Source organism: Streptomyces sp. NRRL F-2580 (assembly GCF_000720115.1).
Classification (GTDB): domain Bacteria; phylum Actinomycetota; class Actinomycetes; order Streptomycetales; family Streptomycetaceae; genus Streptomyces.
In genome coordinates, this window is record NZ_JOIR01000012.1 from 66,315 (window position 1) to 83,443 (window position 17,129).

General features: G+C 73.0%; 16 protein-coding genes and 1 pseudogene. 12 read left to right on the top strand and 5 right to left on the bottom strand.

Going from position 1 to position 17,129, the window contains the following annotated elements:
* Positions 1-204: 204 nt before the first annotated feature.
* A complete protein-coding gene (locus IF88_RS0115865; protein ID WP_030711560.1) occupies positions 205-852 on the bottom strand; it encodes a TetR family transcriptional regulator in 648 nt (215 codons plus the stop codon).
* Positions 853-1,056: 204 nt separating this feature from the next.
* Between IF88_RS0115865 and IF88_RS0115870 the strand changes: the two genes are divergently transcribed.
* Positions 1,057-2,286: an acyl-CoA dehydrogenase family protein gene (locus tag IF88_RS0115870; protein ID WP_030711563.1), complete on the top strand. Its 1,230-nt coding sequence runs from the start codon at positions 1,057-1,059 to the stop codon at positions 2,284-2,286.
* 63 nt (positions 2,287-2,349) lie between these two features.
* On the opposite strand, the gene IF88_RS40355 is transcribed toward IF88_RS0115870, so the two are convergent.
* Both IF88_RS40355 and IF88_RS0115880 read right to left on the bottom strand, forming a co-directional pair.
* Positions 2,350-3,114, bottom strand: coding sequence for an LppU/SCO3897 family protein (locus IF88_RS40355; RefSeq protein WP_037806042.1), 765 nt, complete (start codon positions 3,112-3,114; stop codon positions 2,350-2,352).
* A 64-nt stretch (positions 3,115-3,178) separates the two neighbouring features.
* On the bottom strand, positions 3,179-3,616 hold the full coding sequence (locus IF88_RS0115880; protein ID WP_030711568.1) for an SRPBCC family protein: 438 nt from the start codon (positions 3,614-3,616) through the stop codon (positions 3,179-3,181).
* A 156-nt stretch (positions 3,617-3,772) separates the two neighbouring features.
* Here IF88_RS0115880 and IF88_RS0115885 point away from each other — a divergent pair, with 156 nt between their 5' ends.
* Positions 3,773-3,958: a DUF5999 family protein gene (locus IF88_RS0115885; protein ID WP_030711571.1), complete on the top strand. Its 186-nt coding sequence runs from the start codon at positions 3,773-3,775 to the stop codon at positions 3,956-3,958.
* 158 nt (positions 3,959-4,116) lie between these two features.
* On the opposite strand, the gene IF88_RS0115890 is transcribed toward IF88_RS0115885, so the two are convergent.
* Together IF88_RS0115890 and IF88_RS0115895 are read right to left on the bottom strand one after the other, a co-directional pair.
* On the bottom strand, positions 4,117-6,210 hold the full coding sequence (locus IF88_RS0115890; RefSeq protein WP_078892913.1) for an ATP-binding protein: 2,094 nt from the start codon (positions 6,208-6,210) through the stop codon (positions 4,117-4,119).
* A 63-nt stretch (positions 6,211-6,273) separates the two neighbouring features.
* Positions 6,274-7,233 carry a fibronectin type III domain-containing protein gene (locus IF88_RS0115895; protein ID WP_037806044.1) on the bottom strand — a complete coding sequence of 320 codons (960 nt, stop codon included), beginning with the start codon at positions 7,231-7,233 and terminating at the stop codon, positions 6,274-6,276.
* Between the two features lie 97 nt (positions 7,234-7,330).
* On the opposite strand from IF88_RS0115895, the pseudogene IF88_RS0115900 reads away from it, so the two are divergent.
* From IF88_RS0115900 to IF88_RS0115945, 10 genes and pseudogenes are all read left to right on the top strand, one after another.
* Positions 7,331-8,401 (top strand): annotated as a pseudogene (locus tag IF88_RS0115900) (ABC transporter substrate-binding protein); the annotation flags it as partial.
* Between the two features lie 17 nt (positions 8,402-8,418).
* Positions 8,419-9,384 (top strand): ABC transporter permease, encoded by a 966-nt coding sequence (locus tag IF88_RS0115905; RefSeq protein WP_030711582.1) that lies wholly within the window; start codon positions 8,419-8,421, stop codon positions 9,382-9,384.
* Complete coding sequence (locus IF88_RS0115910) at positions 9,377-10,339, top strand: ABC transporter permease (protein WP_078892915.1); 963 nt, start codon at positions 9,377-9,379, stop codon at positions 10,337-10,339. Before IF88_RS0115905 ends, IF88_RS0115910 begins: the two co-directional genes overlap by 8 nt.
* Before the next feature lie 47 nt (positions 10,340-10,386).
* The gene (locus tag IF88_RS0115915) at positions 10,387-11,385 is read left to right on the top strand and encodes an ABC transporter ATP-binding protein (RefSeq protein WP_051836968.1); all 999 of its coding nucleotides are present in this window, start codon (positions 10,387-10,389) and stop codon (positions 11,383-11,385) included.
* The gene (locus tag IF88_RS0115920) at positions 11,378-12,037 is read left to right on the top strand and encodes an ABC transporter ATP-binding protein (RefSeq protein ID WP_030711591.1); all 660 of its coding nucleotides are present in this window, start codon (positions 11,378-11,380) and stop codon (positions 12,035-12,037) included. Before IF88_RS0115915 ends, IF88_RS0115920 begins: the two co-directional genes overlap by 8 nt.
* Before the next feature lie 98 nt (positions 12,038-12,135).
* Positions 12,136-12,330 carry a hypothetical protein gene (locus tag IF88_RS0115925; RefSeq protein WP_030711593.1) on the top strand — a complete coding sequence of 65 codons (195 nt, stop codon included), beginning with the start codon at positions 12,136-12,138 and terminating at the stop codon, positions 12,328-12,330.
* A gap of 165 nt (positions 12,331-12,495) precedes the next feature.
* Positions 12,496-14,061: a hypothetical protein gene (locus IF88_RS0115930; protein WP_030711595.1), complete on the top strand. Its 1,566-nt coding sequence runs from the start codon at positions 12,496-12,498 to the stop codon at positions 14,059-14,061.
* Positions 14,062-14,267: 206 nt separating this feature from the next.
* On the top strand, positions 14,268-14,843 hold the full coding sequence (locus IF88_RS0115935) for a streptavidin (protein WP_158754388.1): 576 nt from the start codon (positions 14,268-14,270) through the stop codon (positions 14,841-14,843).
* A gap of 222 nt (positions 14,844-15,065) precedes the next feature.
* Positions 15,066-16,217 (top strand): MFS transporter, encoded by a 1,152-nt coding sequence (locus IF88_RS0115940; RefSeq protein ID WP_030711598.1) that lies wholly within the window; start codon positions 15,066-15,068, stop codon positions 16,215-16,217.
* Between the two features lie 30 nt (positions 16,218-16,247).
* Positions 16,248-17,072, top strand: coding sequence for an SDR family NAD(P)-dependent oxidoreductase (locus tag IF88_RS0115945; protein ID WP_078892917.1), 825 nt, complete (start codon positions 16,248-16,250; stop codon positions 17,070-17,072).
* The last annotated feature ends 57 nt before the right edge of the window (positions 17,073-17,129 follow it).

Genomic DNA, 17,129 nt, shown 5'->3' on the forward strand with positions numbered 1-17,129 from the left:
GGAGCCCCTGGGGGCACCTCTCAGCGGTAGCTGGGGGAGAAACCCGGCTCCGCCGGGCACCGGGCTCCGCCCGGACCCGCGCCTCAAACGCCGGCGAGGCTGAATCTGCTCGGCCGAGGCCCAAAGGGGCCCTGGTGAGGCGGGATTGGCCTGGCGCAGCCTGACGTTCCCTCGGGCGAACCGGAGGAGGCGCTGACGGGTTCGTCAGAAGCCCGGGCCGTCCACGCGGTTGCCGGCGGTGGAGAGGCGGCCCCAGAGGAGGTCGGTGAGGCCGGCGACGAGCTCCGCGCGCTCGCAGGGGCGTTCGCCGAGCCACCAGTCGCCGGCGGCGTGCATCATGCCGACGATGCCGTGGCCCCAGACCCGGGCCAGGCGTTCGCCGCCGGGGCCGAGGTCCACCCGCTCGCCGATCACCCCGGCCAGTTCCTCGCCGAGCCTGCGCAGCAGCGGCGCCGAGTGCAGGCCCACGTCGAAGCCGCGCTCCGCGCTGTGGGAGTCCTCGGCCGGGTGCATGAGGAAGCGGTAGACCTGCGGGCGGGCCTCGATGGCGGCCAGGTACGTGTCGAGGGTCGCCTCCACCCGGTGGCGCCGGGTGGAGGCGGGTGCGTCGAGCGCGGCCCGCAGCGAGTCGAGCAGGCCGTCGGTGTGCCGTACGGCGAGTGCCTGGTACAGGCCCGCCTTGTCCCCGAAGTGCCGGTACAGGATGGGCTTGGTGATGCCGGCCTCGGCCGCGATGGCGTTCATGGAGGCCTTGGGGCCGTCCCTGAGCACGACCCGGTCCGCGGCTTCGAGCAGCTCCCGCCGGCGGCGCTCGGCCGCTCCCGGTTCGCCGGCCTGCTGAGTGGTCTCCATGACGTGTTTCTCTCCCCGCCCTTGCGATGTGCGTGACGCCCACGCAACGTAACACCCGGTGCACCCCGAGGATCGAATCGGCGGCCGCCGCTGTCGGAATCTTCCGTGCTTGACAGGCCTTACTCGCCGGTAACAGACTGTGGCCTTCGTGGTGGTTACCGCTAGTAACCTCCGCAGGGACGAGTACAGACAGGTGGAGGGGACATGGCGGAGTTCACCATGGAGCTGAACGACGACCAGAAGCAGGTACGGGACTGGATCCACGGCTTCGCCGCCGATGTGATGCGCCCCGCGGCCGCCGAATGGGACGAGCGCGAAGAGACTCCCTGGCCCGTCATCCAGGAGGCCGCGAAGGTCGGCATCTACTCGCTGGACTTCTACGCCCAGCAGTTCTTCGACCCGACGGGCCTCGGCATCCCGATGGCGATGGAGGAGCTCTTCTGGGGGGACGCGGGCATCGCCCTGTCCATCGTCGGCACCGGACTCGCGGCCATCGGCGTCGTCGCCAACGGCACCGAGGAGCAGATCGGCACCTGGATCCCGCAGATGTACGGCACCCCGGACGACGTGAAGGTCGCCGCCTTCTGCTCCTCCGAGCCCGACGCCGGCTCCGACGTCGGCTCGATGCGCACCCGTGCGGTCTACGACCAGGCCAAGGACGAGTGGGTGCTCAACGGCACCAAGACCTGGGCGACCAACGGCGGCATCGCCAACGTCCACATCGTCGTCGCGGTCGTCGATCCCGAGCTCGGGACCAAGGGGCACGCCTCCTTCATCGTGCCGCCGAACACCCCCGGACTGTCCCAGGGCCAGAAGTTCAAGAAGCACGGCATCCGCGCCTCGCACACCGCCGAGGTGGTGCTGGAGGACGTACGGATCCCCGGCTCCTGCCTGCTCGGCGGCAAGGAGAAGCTGGACGAGCGCCTCGCGCGGGCCCACGAGCGCGCCCGCAGCGGTGGCGGGGAGCGCGTGAAGAACGCGGCCATGGCCACCTTCGAGGCCTCCCGGCCGGCGGTCGGCGCGATGGCCGTGGGCACCGCGCGCGCGGCGTACGAGGTCGCCCTCGACTACGCGAAGACCCGCACGCAGTTCGGCCGCCCGATCATCGACAACCAGGGCGTGGCCTTCCAGCTCGCCGACATGCGGACGCAGATCGACGCGGCCCGGCTACTCGTGTGGCGGGCCTCCTGGATGGCGGTCGCGGGCCGGCCGTTCGACTCGGCCGAGGGCTCGATGTCGAAGCTGTTCGCGAGCGAGGTCGCCAAGAAGGTCACCGCGCAGGCGGTCCAGATCCTCGGCGGCAACGGCTTCACCCGCGAGTACCCGGTGGAGCGCATGCACCGGGACAGCGCGATCTACACCATCTTCGAGGGCACCAGCGAGATCCAGCGGCTGGTGATCGCCCGGACGATCTCCGGCATGCCGATCCGCTAGGCGCCGGGCGCAAGGCCTCGGCGGGGGTGTGGGACCCAGGTCCCACACCCCCCGGCCCGGGTCTCAGCGCAGCGACGTGAGGCAGGCGCTGGTGAACTCGTCGGGGCCGTACTTCGGATCGGCGAGGTAGTCCAGCGGTGCGCAGTGCGCGCCGGGCGTGTCCAGCACGGCGGTGACCTTGTACTGGGCCCGGGGCGAGCCGCAGGACACGACCTCCAGGTCCTGGTCGGTCCAGCTGCCCTCGTTGCGTACGCACTGCCCCACGGAGAGCTTCTCCGGGCCCTCGACCACCAGGCCGATCACGAGCAGCGCCTGGACGGCCAGGAAGACGAGCAGCACCGGCGCGAGGAAGAGCAGCGCCGGCGGTCGGCGCCACAGCGGCCTCCCCGGGTCCAGGGCCGGGCGGAAGCCGCCCGCCGGGGGCGCGAGCTTGCGGAAGGCCGCCCGCGGGCCGAGGTTCATCAGCAGGGTCACCGGCGTGACGAAGAAGGACAGCGGGCTCCACCAGCCCTGCCACAGGGTGTCCGAGGACATGCGGCGGTAGGTGGCGAGTCCGCAGTCGCGGCAGAACGGCCCGCGCAGGCTCAGGAACCGCATCAGCACGATCAGGCCCTGGTGGCCGCGTACGGTCGCGTGCGCGGCGGGCCAGGCCCCGCACAGGGTGCAGCCGTACCGGCCCGGTTGCGGGTGGGCGGCGTACGCACCGTACGGCTGCTGCGGTCCGGTGAACACGGGGCCGCCGGCCCCGGTCGGCTGCTGGGGTACGTAGGGGCCCGCCGGGCTGTACGGGCCTCCGGCGCCCTGCTGCGGCGGTGGCGGAGTGGCCACGGTGATTCTCCTCGGTCGCTCGGTGATCACCTGAGCGGTGATCACGGCACCCTAGCCCGCGCCCTCAGGTCCGCAGCAGCCGGGCGAGGGCCCGCCCGAAGAGCAGCCGGCCCGCGGCCGCGACCACGGGGTCCAGCGCGCGGGGGAGGCCGCGCACGCGCAGTTCCTCACGCCAGTGGACCTCCGTGCCGCCCGCGGCGAGGGGCCGGATCTCGATCTCCGCCCAGCCCGTCACGGACCGGCCGCGCTTCTCGAGCCGGACGAGTCCCGGCGAGCCGCCCGCCGGGGGCTGCCAGACCACGACCTCCATGGGATCGTCGAAAGTGATCCTGCCCACACCTGTGCGGGCGGTGAAGATCGTTCCGACGTGCGTCGGGGGCGCCGTGGAGATGATCGTCCGCGTGAGGGGGACCTGCGCGCCGTGGCGCTCCCAGTCAGTGAGCCGCCGCCAGGTCTCGGCGGGTGGCCGGGACGTACGGTGAACGATCCGGATACCGGGCATGAGCGCATGGTAATCGGGCATACACACCCTGAACTGGACGACGAATATGGGTTCCGTCCGGGGGTGGCGATCAGCAATACTCACCAGCCACCGTGGATCGCGGAATCGACCGGGTGACCACCGGCCCTCCCGCCCCACTTTGCGAGGAGGTGCGCCATGTGCTCCCACCAGCCACCCTGCCCATCCGCCGACAGCGCCGATCACGACGCCGCGCGCATCGTGGCCTCCCACCCCCAACAGGGCTGGAGCCTGCTGTGCAACGGGGTCGTCATGTTCGACGACACCGGTGAACTGCTCCCCGACAGCCGCACGGTGGAACCCCGCCGCCCGGCCCTGGTCTGAGCGAGGAGGCAGCATGCGCCAGCAGCTGATCCGCAAGCCCGTCCCGAAGCCCGCCCCACGAGACCTGGACCTGCGCACACCGTCGGGCAGACCCCTCCCGTACTGACGGGAGCCCCGACGAAGCCGATCCAGTACGCACAGCGTCCACCGGCCGCTGCTCAGCCGGTGGACGCCGCCGCGCCGCCCAGGAACGCCGTCTCGTACGCGGCGTCGCCGATCGCGGCCCGGGCCTGCCGCTCGCCCTGGTCCCGCAGGGCCGTGAGCGAGGGCGAGCCCATCTGCGGCCGGCCCACCGTGCGCCACCAGGCGTGCCCCGTGCCCAGCAGCCGCGCCGCCAGTTCCCCGTCGCCCAGCCCGGCCACCGCCGCGGCCAGCAGGTCCAGGCCCAGCGCGATGCCGAAGCGGTCGCCCAGCAGCCGTTTGCCGGAGAGCATCGCCCGCACGTGCCGGGCCGCTTCCCCGTGGTCGCCCAGGCCCAGCGAGGCCACCGCCAGGATGTAGTCCGCGTACGCCCGCAGCCAGCGCTCGCCGAGCTCCGCGCACGCCTCCCGCAGGGACCCTGCCTCGTCGATCGCCTCCTCGAACCGCCCCTGGTCGCACAGGGCGTAGCCGGTGGCCAGCTTGCACAGCAGCCAGCCCGGACCGCTCGTCCGCCCGCCGTGGCCCGCCCTGGCCCGCGGACCCGCCAGCCCCAGCGCCCGTACGGGATCGCCCGGCATGAGGACCGCCACCGCCTGCAGATAGGCCGCGCGCAGCTCCCGCTCGGGGTCCGCGAGCCGGGCCGCGTCCCGCATGCACTCCTCGGCGATGCGCCCGGCCGCCTCCATGTCGCCCTGGAGCAGCAGCGTGAGCCCGAGGGCCCACTGGGCCTGGTTGTACACGGCCCCCGTGGGCGGAGCGGCCCGCAGCGCCCGCTCCAGGAAGCCCCGGCCCTCGTGCACGTGTCCGCAGGCGAACCAGTGGAACCACAGCGCCCCGGCCATCTCCAGGGCCGCCGTCGGGTCGGCGGTGAGCAGGTGTTCCAGGGCCGTGCGCAGCTGCGCGTGCTCGGCGGTGATCCTGCGGTACCAGTCCACCTGTCCCGGCCCGAGCCAGCCCCGGTCGGCGGCCTGGCAGAGCGCGGCGTACCAGTGGGCGTGCCGATCGCTCACGAGCCGCGCCTCGCCGAGTTCACCCAGCCAGTCCTGCCCGTACTCGCGGATCGTGTCGAGCATCCGGTAGCGGGCGCCCGCGCCCCGCTCATCGGTGCGCAGGACCACCGACTTGGCGGCCAGCCCCGTCAGGACCCGCTCGACCCGCGCGGCGGGCAGCGGACCCCCCGCGCAGACGGCGCGGGCCGCGGCCACGTCGAAGTCACCGGTGAAGACCGAGAGCCGGGCCCACAGCAACCGCTCCAGCGGCTCGCACAGTTCGTGGCTCCAGCCGATCGTGGTCCGCATCGTCCGGTGCCGGGCCGGCAGGGCGGTGCGGGCGTCGGACAGCATCTCGAAGCGCTCGCCGATCCGCTCGGCTGTCTGCTCCAGCGTCCACAACCGCAGCCGGGCGCCGGCGAGTTCCAGCGCCAGCGGGATGCCGTCCAGGCGCCGGCACACCTCGGCCGCGAGCGCGGTCCGTACGGGGTCGGTGAAGACGGCCACCGCCTGCGGGGCCGCGGCGAGGGCGCGGGCCCGGAAGAGGGCGAGGGCGTCGCTGTCGGGGCCCTCGCAGGGCAGCGGCCGGACCTCGACGACCTCCTCGGCCGGGGAGCCGAGCGGCTCGCGGGAGGTGATCAGGACCGTCAGTCCCGGTGCGGACTGCAGGAGTTCGCCGACGAGGTGGCGGCAGGCGGTCACCAGGTGCTCGCAGGTGTCGAGCACGAGGAGGAGCCGCTGGTCGGCCAGCCACCCGCACAACTCCTCGTCGAGCGGGCGCGGGGAGTGGTCGGCGAGGCCGACGGCGTGCGCGACGGTCGCCGTGAGCAGGCCGGGATCGCGCAGCGGCGAGAGCTCCACCCACCAGACGCCGTCGGGCCGGGACTGGCGGGGATCGGCGACGGCCCGCAGGGCGAGCCTGGACTTGCCGACGCCGCCCACCCCGGTGAGGGTGATCAGCCGTCGCTCCCGCAACAGGTCGCCGAGGAGCCGGAGTTCGCGTTCCCGGCCGACGAAGCTCGCCGGTTCCGGGGGCAGGTTCCCCGGCGTGCGGGAACCCGGCGGGGGGTCGTCGTCCGCGGATTCTGCCTGATTGTCATTGACCGAGTACTCACCGAACACGGATGTATTGTGCGTGATCTTCTTATCCGACCGTGCCGTTCGGGCCGGATCGGTGCCGCAATTTCACGCCACGAGGGTGATCCGCCGTTCCGCGGAGAAGGCGCCCCAGTTGCCGTCGGGCAGCCTGGCCCGCAGTTTGACGGCCCATTCGGTGCCCGTGGGCTCCGCCACCGTGAGCCGGTGCTCCACCCGTCCGCTGGGCACGGCGCCCGCACCGAACTGGATGACGGTCGTGGCCCGTCCGTTGACGTACAGCTCGTACTCGGTGGTCTCGCGGCCGGTGTCCGGGGCGGTCCAGGTGAGCGTCACCGCCCCCGGTGAGGCGGCCGCGACGAACGCGGAGGGGGCCGTTCCGGGCCCGTCGCCGGAGGCGGGCGGGGTCGTCACGTCCACGGCCGGTCCGTCGGGGGAGGAATTGTCCGCCCCGTCCCGGGCCCGGACGGTGAAGGTGTAGACGGTGTCCGGCTGGAGGCCGCTCAGGGCGGTGCCGCTCTCGCCGGGGCCGGCGGTGTGGATCCGGACGCCGCCCTGGTAGACGTCGTACGCCGTCACGCCCGTGTCGTCCGTCGCCGGAGTCCAGGACACCCAGGCGGCCCGGGGGCCGGTCGCGCGGCCGGTGGCGGCGGCCGGGGCGGCGGGCGCCGCGCGGTCCTCGGCCGTGGCCGCCGGGGTGGTCGCGCGGGCGGCGGGGGCGGGCTCGGAGAGGTTCCCGGCGGCGTCCTCGGCCCGGACCGTGAAGGCGTAACCGGTCTGCGGGGAGAGGCCGGTGACGTCCACCATCGTCCTCTCGGCCGGGAGTTCGCGGACGAGCCGGTCGCCTTCGAAGACCCGGTAGCCGCGCACCCCGTCCCGGTCCGCCGCCGCGTCCCACATGACGTGCACGGTGGTGGCGCTGCCGGCCTGCGCGGTCAGTCCGGCCGGGGCGGGCGGGGGCCGGGTGTCGGGCGCGGTGCAGGCGGTCAGGCCCGTGAGACCGGTGAGGGCCAGGCAGAGGGCGAGCGTGGGGGCGGCGCTGCGTCGCACGGGGGTGCCTTCCTCCGCTCCGTAAAGGTCTAGACATGTATGGCACGGAGAGCGGGAGCCCGGCAAGACCCCTGCAGCCGCTCGCCGGCGATGCGCCCCGGTTCGTCTTAGGCCCGTCGGCACCGGCCCGTACGTGCTCACCGCCTGGTCGAAGGGCGAGAAGCTCAGCTTCAAGGCCAACCCCGGCTACTGGGGCGGCGAACCCGCGGTGGAGAAGTTCACCATGACCGTCGTCAAGGACGACGACGTGCGCGCCACCCGGCTGCGCTCCGGCGAGCTGGACGGGGCGATCCTGCCGCCCAACCTCGCCCGGGGCTTCGAGAAGGACCCCGCGCGTCCGGGGGCACCTCCCAGCGGTAGCCGGGGGATGTACGCCGCCAAGACCTTCGACTACCGCAACGTGACCCTCCCGACGCACCAGCCGGTCACCGGCGACGTGGCGGTCCGGCAGGCGCTGGACATCGCCGTGGACCGCACGACCATGGTCGACGAGCTCCTGGAGGGCGCGGGCAGGCCCGCCTTCGGCCCGGTGCCCACCGACAGCCCGTGGTTCACGGCCGGCACCGAGCGCCGTCACGACCTCGACCGGGCGAAGAGGATCCTCGACGAGGCCGGCTGGAAGGCGGGCGACGACGGCATCCGCGTCAAGGACGGGGTCCGCGCCTCCTTCCCGCTCTGGTACACCTCCGGCGACAAGATCCGCCAGGACCACGCACTCGCCTTCGCCTCCGACGCGAAGAAGGCCGGCATCGAGGTCAAGACGGAGGCCGGCACCTGGGAGGTCATCGAGCCGCGGATGAAGACCGACGCCGTCCTCGCGGGCGGCGGCTCCCCGGCCGACCCCGACTTCGACCAGTACCTGCTCCTCACCTCCTCCCTCGGCGGCGACGGCTTCAACAACATGGCCCGGTACGACAACCAGGCCGTGGACCGCGCCCTCGACGAGGCCCGCAGGAGCGGCGACCCGGCCGCGCGCAAGGCCGCGTACGACACCGTGCAGCGCGAGCTCGTCAAGGACCCCGGCTACGTCTTCCTCACCCACATCGACCACCTGTACGTCGTGGACGACCGCTGGGAGGGGCTCACCACCCAGGTCGAGCCGCACGACCACGGCCTCGGCTCCGGCCCCTGGTGGAACGTCGAGAACTGGAAGCCGAGGGCCAAGTGACCCTCCCCTGGGGGCCGATGGCGCGCATGGCGGGGCGGCGGACCCTCCTCGCCGCCCCGGTCCTGCTCGCCGTCACCTTCGGCGTCTTCGCCATCGCCGCGCTGTCCCCCTTCGACCCCGTGAAGGCCTACGCCGGCACCGCGGGCCGCACCGCCTCGCAGGCCGAACTCGACCAGCTCCGGGCCAACCTCGGCGCCGACCAGGCCCTGGTCCCGCGCTGGTGGGACTGGCTCGGCTCGGCGGTCACCGGCGACCTCGGCACCTCCTCCGTCATGCGCCAGCCCGTCGCCGACGTCATCGGGGAGCGGGTGGGCTGGTCGGCGCTGCTCGCCGCGTGCGCGTTCGCCGTGGCGGTGCTGGCGGGCACCGTGCTCGGGGTCCTGGCCGCCCGTCGGCAGGGCGGCCCGCTGGACCGGCTCGTGTCCTCGCTCGCCTACACCCTGGAGGCCGCCCCGGCCTTCTGGCTGGGCCTGCTGGCCATCTGGTTCTTCTCGGTCCGGCTCGGGGCGCTGCCCTCGGGCGGCCTGACCGACGCCGGCAGCGACACGGTCACCTTCGGGCAGGTCGCCGTGCACCTGGTCCTGCCCGCGCTGGTGCTGGGCGTCTCCCAACTGCCGTGGTTCTTCCTGTACGTCCGCCAGGGCGTGGCCGACGCGCTGGCGGAGGACCCCGTACGCGGGGCCCGCGCGCGGGGTCTCGCGGAGCGGAGCGTCCTGCTCGGGCACGGGCTCCGCTCCGGCATGCTGCCGATGCTGACCCTGATCGGATCCCGCGTACCCGAGCTGATCACCGGTGCGCTGCTGGTGGAGACCGTCTTCAGCTGGCCCGGCATCGCGGCGGTGACCGTACAGGCGGCCACCTCGGTGGACTTCCCGCTGCTGGCCGCCCTCACGGTGCTGGCCACGGCGGCGGTGCTGGCCGGGAGCCTGCTGTCCGACCTGCTGTACGGGCTGGCCGACCCGAGGGTGGGCTTCGATGGCTGAGCCCCCGGTGACCTCGACGACCCCGGTGACCTCCGTGACCTCGGTGACCTCAGTGACCTCGGTGACCTCGGTGACCTCGGCGACTTCCACGGCCGAGGTCGGGTGGCGGCCGGCCGGGCGCACCCGGCGCTCCACCCGCACCCTGCGCGTGCGCACGTCGTTGCTCGTGACGGCGGTGATCGTGCTGGCGGTGCTGATCGTTCCGCCACTGGCGCAGCTGGACCAGCAGGCGGTCGACTTGTCGGCCAGGCTCCAGCCGCCCTCGTGGGCGCATCCCTTCGGCACCGACGACGTCGGACGCGACCTGCTGCTGCGGTGCGTCTACGGGCTGCGGGTCTCCCTCCTCGTCGGCCTGGTGGCCGCCCTCGTCGCCACCCTGATCGGTACGGCGGTGGGCGCGGCCGCGGGCGCCCTGGGCGGCTGGACGGACCGCATGGTCATGCGGGCCGTGGACACCCTGTCCTCGATCCCGCACCTGCTCCTCGGCATCTTCATCGTGGCGATGTTCCGACCGGGCGTGTGGCCGGTGGTGGTCTCCGTGGCCGTGACCCACTGGCTGTCCACGGCCCGCATCGTCCGCGCGGAGGTCCTGTCCCTGCGCGGCCGCCCCTACGTGGACGCGGCCGTCTCCGGCGGCGCCTCGCGCCGGCGGGTCGCCGTACGCCACCTGGTGCCGGGCGTCCTGCCCCAGGCGGGCCTGGCCGCGGTGCTGATGATCCCGCACGCGATGTGGCACGAGTCCGCCCTGTCGTTCCTGGGCCTGGGGCTCCCCGCCCACCAGGCGAGCCTGGGCAGCCTCGTGCAGAGCGCCCGCGGCTCGCTGCTCGCCGGCGACTGGTGGCCCACCCTCTTCCCCGGCCTCCTCCTGATCGTCCCGACGCCGGCCATCGCCGGACTCGCGGGCGCCTGGCGCGAGCGCCTGAACCCCCGCCGCCGCTCGGAGCTGACCCTGTGACCCCGTCTCCCGTGCTCAGCGTCGAGCAGCTCTCCGTCCGCTTCCGCATGCCCGCGGGCCGGTTCGTCGAGGCCGTCACCGACGCCACCTTCTCCCTGGCGCCCGGTGAGTGCCTCGCCCTGGTCGGCGAGAGCGGCTGCGGCAAGTCCGTGCTCGCCTCCGCCCTGCTCGGTCTGCTCACGGGCAATGCCGAGACCGCCGGATCGGCCCGGCTCGCCGACGGCCTGGACGTGCTCGCCGCCGACGAGCGGACCCTGGCCCGGTCCGTACGGGGCCGGCGCATCGGCATGGTCCCGCAGAGCCCGGCCGCGCACCTCACCCCGGTCCGCACCGTCCGCGCCCATCTGGAGGAGACCGTTCGCGAACTGGCCGCAGGCGCCGGCCGCGCCGCCTCGGCCACGGCGGCCGGACCCCGGCCGCCGGGCCCGCCCGGCCCCGCCCCCGGGCCCGGCGGGTCGGAGCGGCCCGCCCGTCGCAAGCGGTTCGGCAGGGCCGCCCTGCGCGCGGCGGCGGAGGCGGCCGGCGAGCGGGCCGCCTTCCCCGCCACCCACCTCGACCGCCACCCGCACGAACTCTCCGGCGGGCTCGCCCAGCGGGCCGCCACCGCCCTCGCCCTCGTCGGTGACGCGCCGCTGCTCCTCGCCGACGAGCCGACCACCGGCCTCGACCGCGACCTGGTCCGGCGCACCGTCGACGAGCTGCGCGCCCACACCCGTGAGGCCGGCCGCGCGCTGCTGAGGATCACGCACGACCTCGCGGCGGCCGAGCGGATCGCCGACACCGTCGCGGTCATGTACGCCGGGCGGATCGTCGAAATCGCCCCGGCCGGAGCCTTCTTCGGCAGCTCCGGCCCCCGTCACCCGTACGCCCGGGGCCTCCTCGACGCCCTCCCCGAACGCGCCTTCACCCCGGTCCCCGGGGCTCCGCCCGAACTGGGCGCGCTCCCGGCGGGCTGCGCCTTCGCCGCCCGGTGCGCGGCCGCCGACCAGACCTGCCGCTCCCGGCGGCCCGTGCTCACCGAAGGGGTGGCCTGCCACCGTGCTTGAGCTCAAGGACATCACCGCGGGCTACGACCGCCGCGCGCCCGTGGTCCGGGGCGCGCACCTGACCCTGCGGCCCGGCGAGGCCCTCGGCCTGCTCGGCCCGAGCGGCTGTGGCAAGTCCACCCTGGCCCGGGTCGCGGCCCTGCTGCACCGTCCCGACCGCGGGACCGTGGCGTTCGACGGCCGCCCTGTGACCGGCTTCTCCCACCGGGCGCCGCGCTCCCTGCGGACCGCGGTCGGCGTGGTGTTCCAGCAGCCCCGGCTCTCCGCGGACCCCCGCCTCAGGCTGCGCGACCTCGTCGCCGAACCCCTGCGCGCGACCGGACGGCGTGGGGAAGCGGCGGCGACGGTGCCCGCGTTGGCGGAGCGGGTCGGCCTCGGCGCGGACCTGCTGGCCCGCCGTCCCCACGAGGTCAGCGACGGCCAGCTGCAACGCGCCTGCCTGGCAAGGGCCCTGGTGCTGCGTCCGCGCTGGCTGGTCTGCGACGAGATGACCGCGATGCTGGACGCCTCCACCGCCGCGGCCCTGGTCGCGGTCGTCGAGGAGTACCGCGCCGAGAGCGGGGCCGGACTCCTCGCCGTCGGTCACGATCCGGTGCTCCTCGGCCGCTGGTGCGGCCGCACGACCCACTGGAACGAGATCGTCAAGGACTGACCGCCCGTCACGGACGGTCAACACCCGTACGGCGGACACGTGTTTCGCCCGAAGCCACCCCCTCCTGCGCCACCATGACGGCGAGTAAGGAGGTTTCGATGGTGATTTCCCTCTCCGTGGTCGTCCTGCTCCTCATCCTCGCCTGGATCTTCCTGCGCAGCGGCGGACTCAAGTTCTCGCACGCGCTCGTCTGCGCACTGCTCGGCTTCTACCTCGCGAGCAGCAGCATGGCCGCGACCATCCACGACGGACTGACGGCCACCGCGAACGTGGTCTCCAGCCTTCACCCCTGACCCGGGTCGTCCCTCTCCGAAAGAGACGACCTTGATCGACTGTTGCGCCTTCGTGAATCATCCGGCGCATCCATGGACTCCTCGGGCACTGCGATCTAGCGTCTGGCCGCGGCGCGATGTCAGACGCAATGTCAACAAGACCGAAGAGACAGGGAGGAAGTCCGGATGTTCCGAAGAGCGCTGAACTGCGCCGTCGTGCCGGTCGTCGCCGCCTTCACGGTGATGTACGGCAGCTCGCCGGCCCAGGCCGAGGAGATACCCAAGGCCCCCGGCCACCGCCTGATCAGCCACTACGACGGCAGCCCCGCGGCCGCCGCACCGCTGCCCGGCCAGGCGCCGCCGCAGCACCCCCACCTCGCGCCCAACGGCCGCAGCGGCATGCACTCCGACGCGGCCGGCAGCGCCACCTCGCCCTGGTCGGGACCGCTCGGCAAGAACCCCCAGGTGACCAGCGAGAAGATCGCCGCACTGGGCGGCGAATGCGCCACCGCCACCTTCGACACGGGCGGCCGGCTCGTCACCGTGTGCGGAACCTTCTCGGGCTTCAAGGTCAAGCTCCTGGAGCCCCGTACGCTCGCCACGCTCGCGGAGCACCAGCTCCCGCAGCGCTCTTCGACGGTCGAGGCGATCACCTCGCTCGACTTCGCGAAGATCTTCAAGGACACCTCGGGCGGCGCCTACTTCTACCTGGACGACCAGGACCGCGCAGTGCTGGCCGACTCCCGCCAGCACGTCCTGCGCCTGGGCCACTCCCAGACCCCCGACGGGAGCTGGAAGTTCACCGTCGACAACGACTGGGACCTCACCGGCCAGGTTCCGCACGACTGCGTGACCTGGACCAACCTGTGGCCCAGCGGCACCTGTGATCCGGTGACCTCCGTCATGCCCGACTGGAACGGCCGCATCTGGTGGGTCACCCGCCAGGGCCGGGTCGGCACCGTGGACCCGGCGACCTCGGTGATCCGCTCCGTCCGGCTGCCGGGCGAGGAGATCCAGAACTCCTTCTCGGTCGCCCAGGACGGCGTCTCCATCGTCTCCGACCACGCGCTCTACAGCTTCCGCGCCGCCGCCGACGGCACCCCCGAGGTGCAGTGGCGCCAGACGTACGACCGCGGGACCGCCGCCAAGCCCGGTTCCGTCAACCAGGGTTCGGGAACCACCCCGGACCTCTTCGGCAACGGCTACGTCGCCATCACCGACAACGCCGACGACCGGATGAACGTCCTGGTGTACAAGCGGGGCACGGACGTCCCCGCCGGCCAGCGGCTGGTCTGCGAGGTGCCGGTCTTCGGCTCCGGTGCCTCGACCACCGACAACTCCCTGATCACCTGGGGCAACAGCATCGTCGTCGAGAACAACTACGGCTACGAGAACCCCACCACCCTGCTGCTGGGCAAGTCGGTCGTGGGCGGCGTGACCCGCATCGACGTCCGGGCCGACGGCAGCGGCTGCGACACGGTGTGGGAGAGCGCGATCCGCGCCCCCTCCGTGGTCCCGAAGCTCTCCACCGCGAACGGGCTGCTCTACTTCTACGAGAAGGAGCCCAACTTCTGGGGGATCGACGGCTGGTACCTCACGGCCGTGGACTTCCGCACCGGTGAACGCCGCTGGCGGCAACTGGTCGGAACCGGACCGCTCTACGACAACAACTGGGCCCCGATCACCCTCGGCCCCGACGGCACCGCGTACGTCGGCGTCTTCAACGGAATCGTCGCGGTCCGCGACAGCTGACCGACGGAATGCCGGCCTCCGGAATTCCCAGGGAGGCCGGCGGGCGAACACATCACGCCGAGTCTTCGCATGAAGTCCGACAATTCGCGGGACCGACCCCGGCGTACCGCCGGTCACGCCACTACGCTCTTCCCCGAAAGCGCCCGTGACCTTCCACACCACGGGCGACCGGCGGGCCCTTCGGCCCTCACAGGGGGAATCATCTCGTGACGCGTTTACGCCAAGTCCTGGTCGCAGTGTGCGCCATGTCCCTGACCTTCGTCACCGTGTCCGCCAGCGCTTCGGCGGACACCCGGGGGACCGTGTCCGCGGAAGCCGATGGAGCCGGGTCCGCGACGGACTCCCGCCCCGGCATCCTGGGCACCTGGTACAACCAGCTCGGCTCGACCATGGTCGTGACCCGGGCCGAGAACGGCGGGTTCACCGGTACCTACGAGTCCGCGGTCGGCAACGCCGAGAAGCGCTACGTCATGACCGGCCGCTACGACAGCGCCCCCGCCGACGGCACCGGGACCGCCGTCGGCTGGACCGTCGCCTACCGCAACGCCTACCGCAACGCCCACTCCGTCGCCACCTGGAGCGGCCAGTACGTCGGCGGCGGCCAGGAGCGGATCGTCACCCAGTGGCTGCTGAGCTACGGCACGACCCCCGCCGACCAGTGGAAGTCGACCTTCCTGGGCCACGACGAGTTCACCCGGGTCAAGCCCTCCGCCGCCGACATCGAGAAGGCGCGCCAGCAGGGCGTCACCTCTGCGAATCCGCCGGCCGTCGACGGGGAGTGATCCGGCCGCACGGCCGAGCGTGTGATCCGCCCGCAGCGATGAGGATCCCGTGGTGGGCGGGTCGCGCACGTCCGCGCCCGGGCAGGTGATCTTGGCGCAAAACCCCTGTTGGCCTGCAAGTTCCGTTGTGGGAGTGTGGTTCGGACTCCGGTTCGCGTGGCCTTCGGGACCCGTGCCATGATCACTTTCGGCACTGACCAGCCGGGGCAGGGGGTTCGTTTCGTGTTGGGCAAGATCTTGACGCTGGCGCTCGGGGCGTTCGCAGTGGGAACGAGCGGCTACGTCGTCACCGGCGTGCTGCCGCAGCTGAGTGCGGAACTGTCGGTCCCGGTGTCCACGGCGGGACTGCTGACCACGTCCTTCGCGGTGGCCTACGCCATCGGCTCCCCGCTGCTGGCCGTGGCCCTCGGCGGATGGCGCCGCCGCCCGCTGATCGTCGCCGCCCTGCTGGTGGCCGCGGCCGGCAACGCGCTCGCCGCGGTGGCACCGGACTTCGGCGTCCTGATGGCCGCCCGGATCGTCACCGCCGTGGGCGCCGCGGTGTTCACCCCGGCGGCCACCGCGGTCGCCGCCGAGCTGAGCGGGCCCGAGCGCCGGGCGCGCGCGGCGGCCTGGGTGTTCGGCGGCCTGGTGACGGCCACCATCGTCGGCGTGCCCGCGGGGACGCTGCTCGTCGGACCGCTCGGGTACCAGGGGGTCTTCTGGCTGGTCGCCACCTTCTGCGCGGCCTCCGCGCTGGCCGTGGCGGTGGCGGTGCCCGAGGTCGCGGCGCCCCCGCGGGTGACGCTGCGCCGGCGCCTCGAAGTCGCCGCGGACACGAGGGTGGTCACCGTGCTGGGGATCACCCTGGCCGCCAGCCTCGGGGTGTTCACCGTGTACACGTACGCGGCCCCGGTGCTGGCCGAGACCGTCGGCGCGCACGGCACCGGGCTGAGCCTGCTGCTGTTCGGCTACGGGATCGGCGGTGCGATCGGCAACGTCCTCGGCGGGGTCGCGGCCGACCGGTACGGCTACCGGATGCCGCTGCTGGTGGCCGTCTCCGGCAGCGTGATCGCACTGTCGGTGCTGTCCGCGGTGCACAGCACGGCGATCGCCGCCGTGCTGCTGTTCGTGTGGGGCGTGTCGAGCTGGGGGTTCAACCCGCCGGTCCAGCGCCGGCTGCTCGAACTGTCACCGGGCGCCGGCAGCCTGCTGCTCGCGCTCAACGCGTCGGCGCTGTACCTGGGCATCGGACTGTCCGGTGTCCTCGGCGGCGCGGTGCTCGACCACGTCGGCATCGGCGCGGTGACGCTCACCGGAGCACTGCTGTGCTGCGTGGCGGTGCTGATCCAGGTGCTCTCCGGCCGGCGTTCCGCGCTGCAACCGTCCCGGTAACTCTCTCCCTCTCGGCAAAGGACGACGTCCGTGCGCGAATTGAACAATGTGGTGGGAATCCTCACGGGGGCCTCGCGGGGCGTCGGCGCGCACATCGCCGAGCATTTGGCGAAGGCCGGTGTCCAATTGGCGCTCGTCGCCCGCTCGGAGGAAGGCCTGCGGGCGACCGCGGAAAGGGCCGGCCGTTTCGGACCCAAGCCGCTCGTGGTGCCCGCCGACGTCTCCGACGAGGAGGCTCAGCGGCGGGTCGTCGAAACCGTCCGCCGTGAACTGGGCCCGCCCGGACTGCTGGTCAACAATGCCGGCATCGAGCACATCACCCGGTTCCAGGACGCCTCGGTGGAGAGCATCAGGAGGGTCCTCATGGTGAACCTCTTCGGTGCCGAGGCGATGACCAGGCTGGTGCTGCCGCACATGCTCGACGCCGGGCGCGGGCACGTGGTCAACATCGGCTCCGTGGGCGGGCGTACGGCCTACCCCTACGCCACGATCAACTCCTCGGCCAAGCACGGTCTCGTCGGCTTCACCTGGTCCCTGCGCGAGGAACTGCGGGGGACCGGGGTGGGGGTGTCGGCGGTGTACCCCACGCTGATCGCCGACGTGGGCATCTCCGCGGGCTGGCAGGCGGGCCGACGGCCGCCGCTGCTCGGCCGGGTCGGGCCCGACGAGGTCGCGCGCGCGGTGCTGAAGTGTGTCAGGGAGAACAAGGTGGAGATCACCGTGGCTCCCGTCATGGAGAAGGTCGCCGACGTGGTCAGCGCCCTCTCGCCGCGGCTCACCGCCTGGATCGCCCGCAACGGCGGCATCTATTCCTACCTGCGCAAGGTCGCCGACGCGCAGGCCACATCGCAATAACACGCTGAACCAGCATGACCCGCTGGTTGATACGGGGGACCGATGTCCGAGAAATCC

Excerpts from the sequence above, each read along its gene's own strand:
- IF88_RS0115880 (WP_030711568.1), bottom strand. The coding sequence starts at position 3,616 with ATGCCCGGTATCCGGATCGTTCACCGTACGTCCCGGCCACCCGCCGAG.
- IF88_RS0115930 (WP_030711595.1), top strand. The coding sequence starts at position 12,496 with ATGTTCCGAAGAGCGCTGAACTGCGCCGTCGTGCCGGTCGTCGCCGCC.
- IF88_RS0115915 (WP_051836968.1), top strand. The coding sequence starts at position 10,387 with ATGCCCGCGGGCCGGTTCGTCGAGGCCGTCACCGACGCCACCTTCTCC.
- IF88_RS0115925 (WP_030711593.1), top strand. The coding sequence starts at position 12,136 with ATGGTGATTTCCCTCTCCGTGGTCGTCCTGCTCCTCATCCTCGCCTGG.
- IF88_RS0115885 (WP_030711571.1), top strand. The coding sequence starts at position 3,773 with ATGTGCTCCCACCAGCCACCCTGCCCATCCGCCGACAGCGCCGATCAC.
- IF88_RS0115870 (WP_030711563.1), top strand. The coding sequence starts at position 1,057 with ATGGCGGAGTTCACCATGGAGCTGAACGACGACCAGAAGCAGGTACGG.
- IF88_RS0115910 (WP_078892915.1), top strand. The coding sequence starts at position 9,377 with ATGGCTGAGCCCCCGGTGACCTCGACGACCCCGGTGACCTCCGTGACC.
- IF88_RS0115905 (WP_030711582.1), top strand. The coding sequence starts at position 8,419 with ATGGCGCGCATGGCGGGGCGGCGGACCCTCCTCGCCGCCCCGGTCCTG.
- IF88_RS0115865 (WP_030711560.1), bottom strand. The coding sequence starts at position 852 with ATGGAGACCACTCAGCAGGCCGGCGAACCGGGAGCGGCCGAGCGCCGC.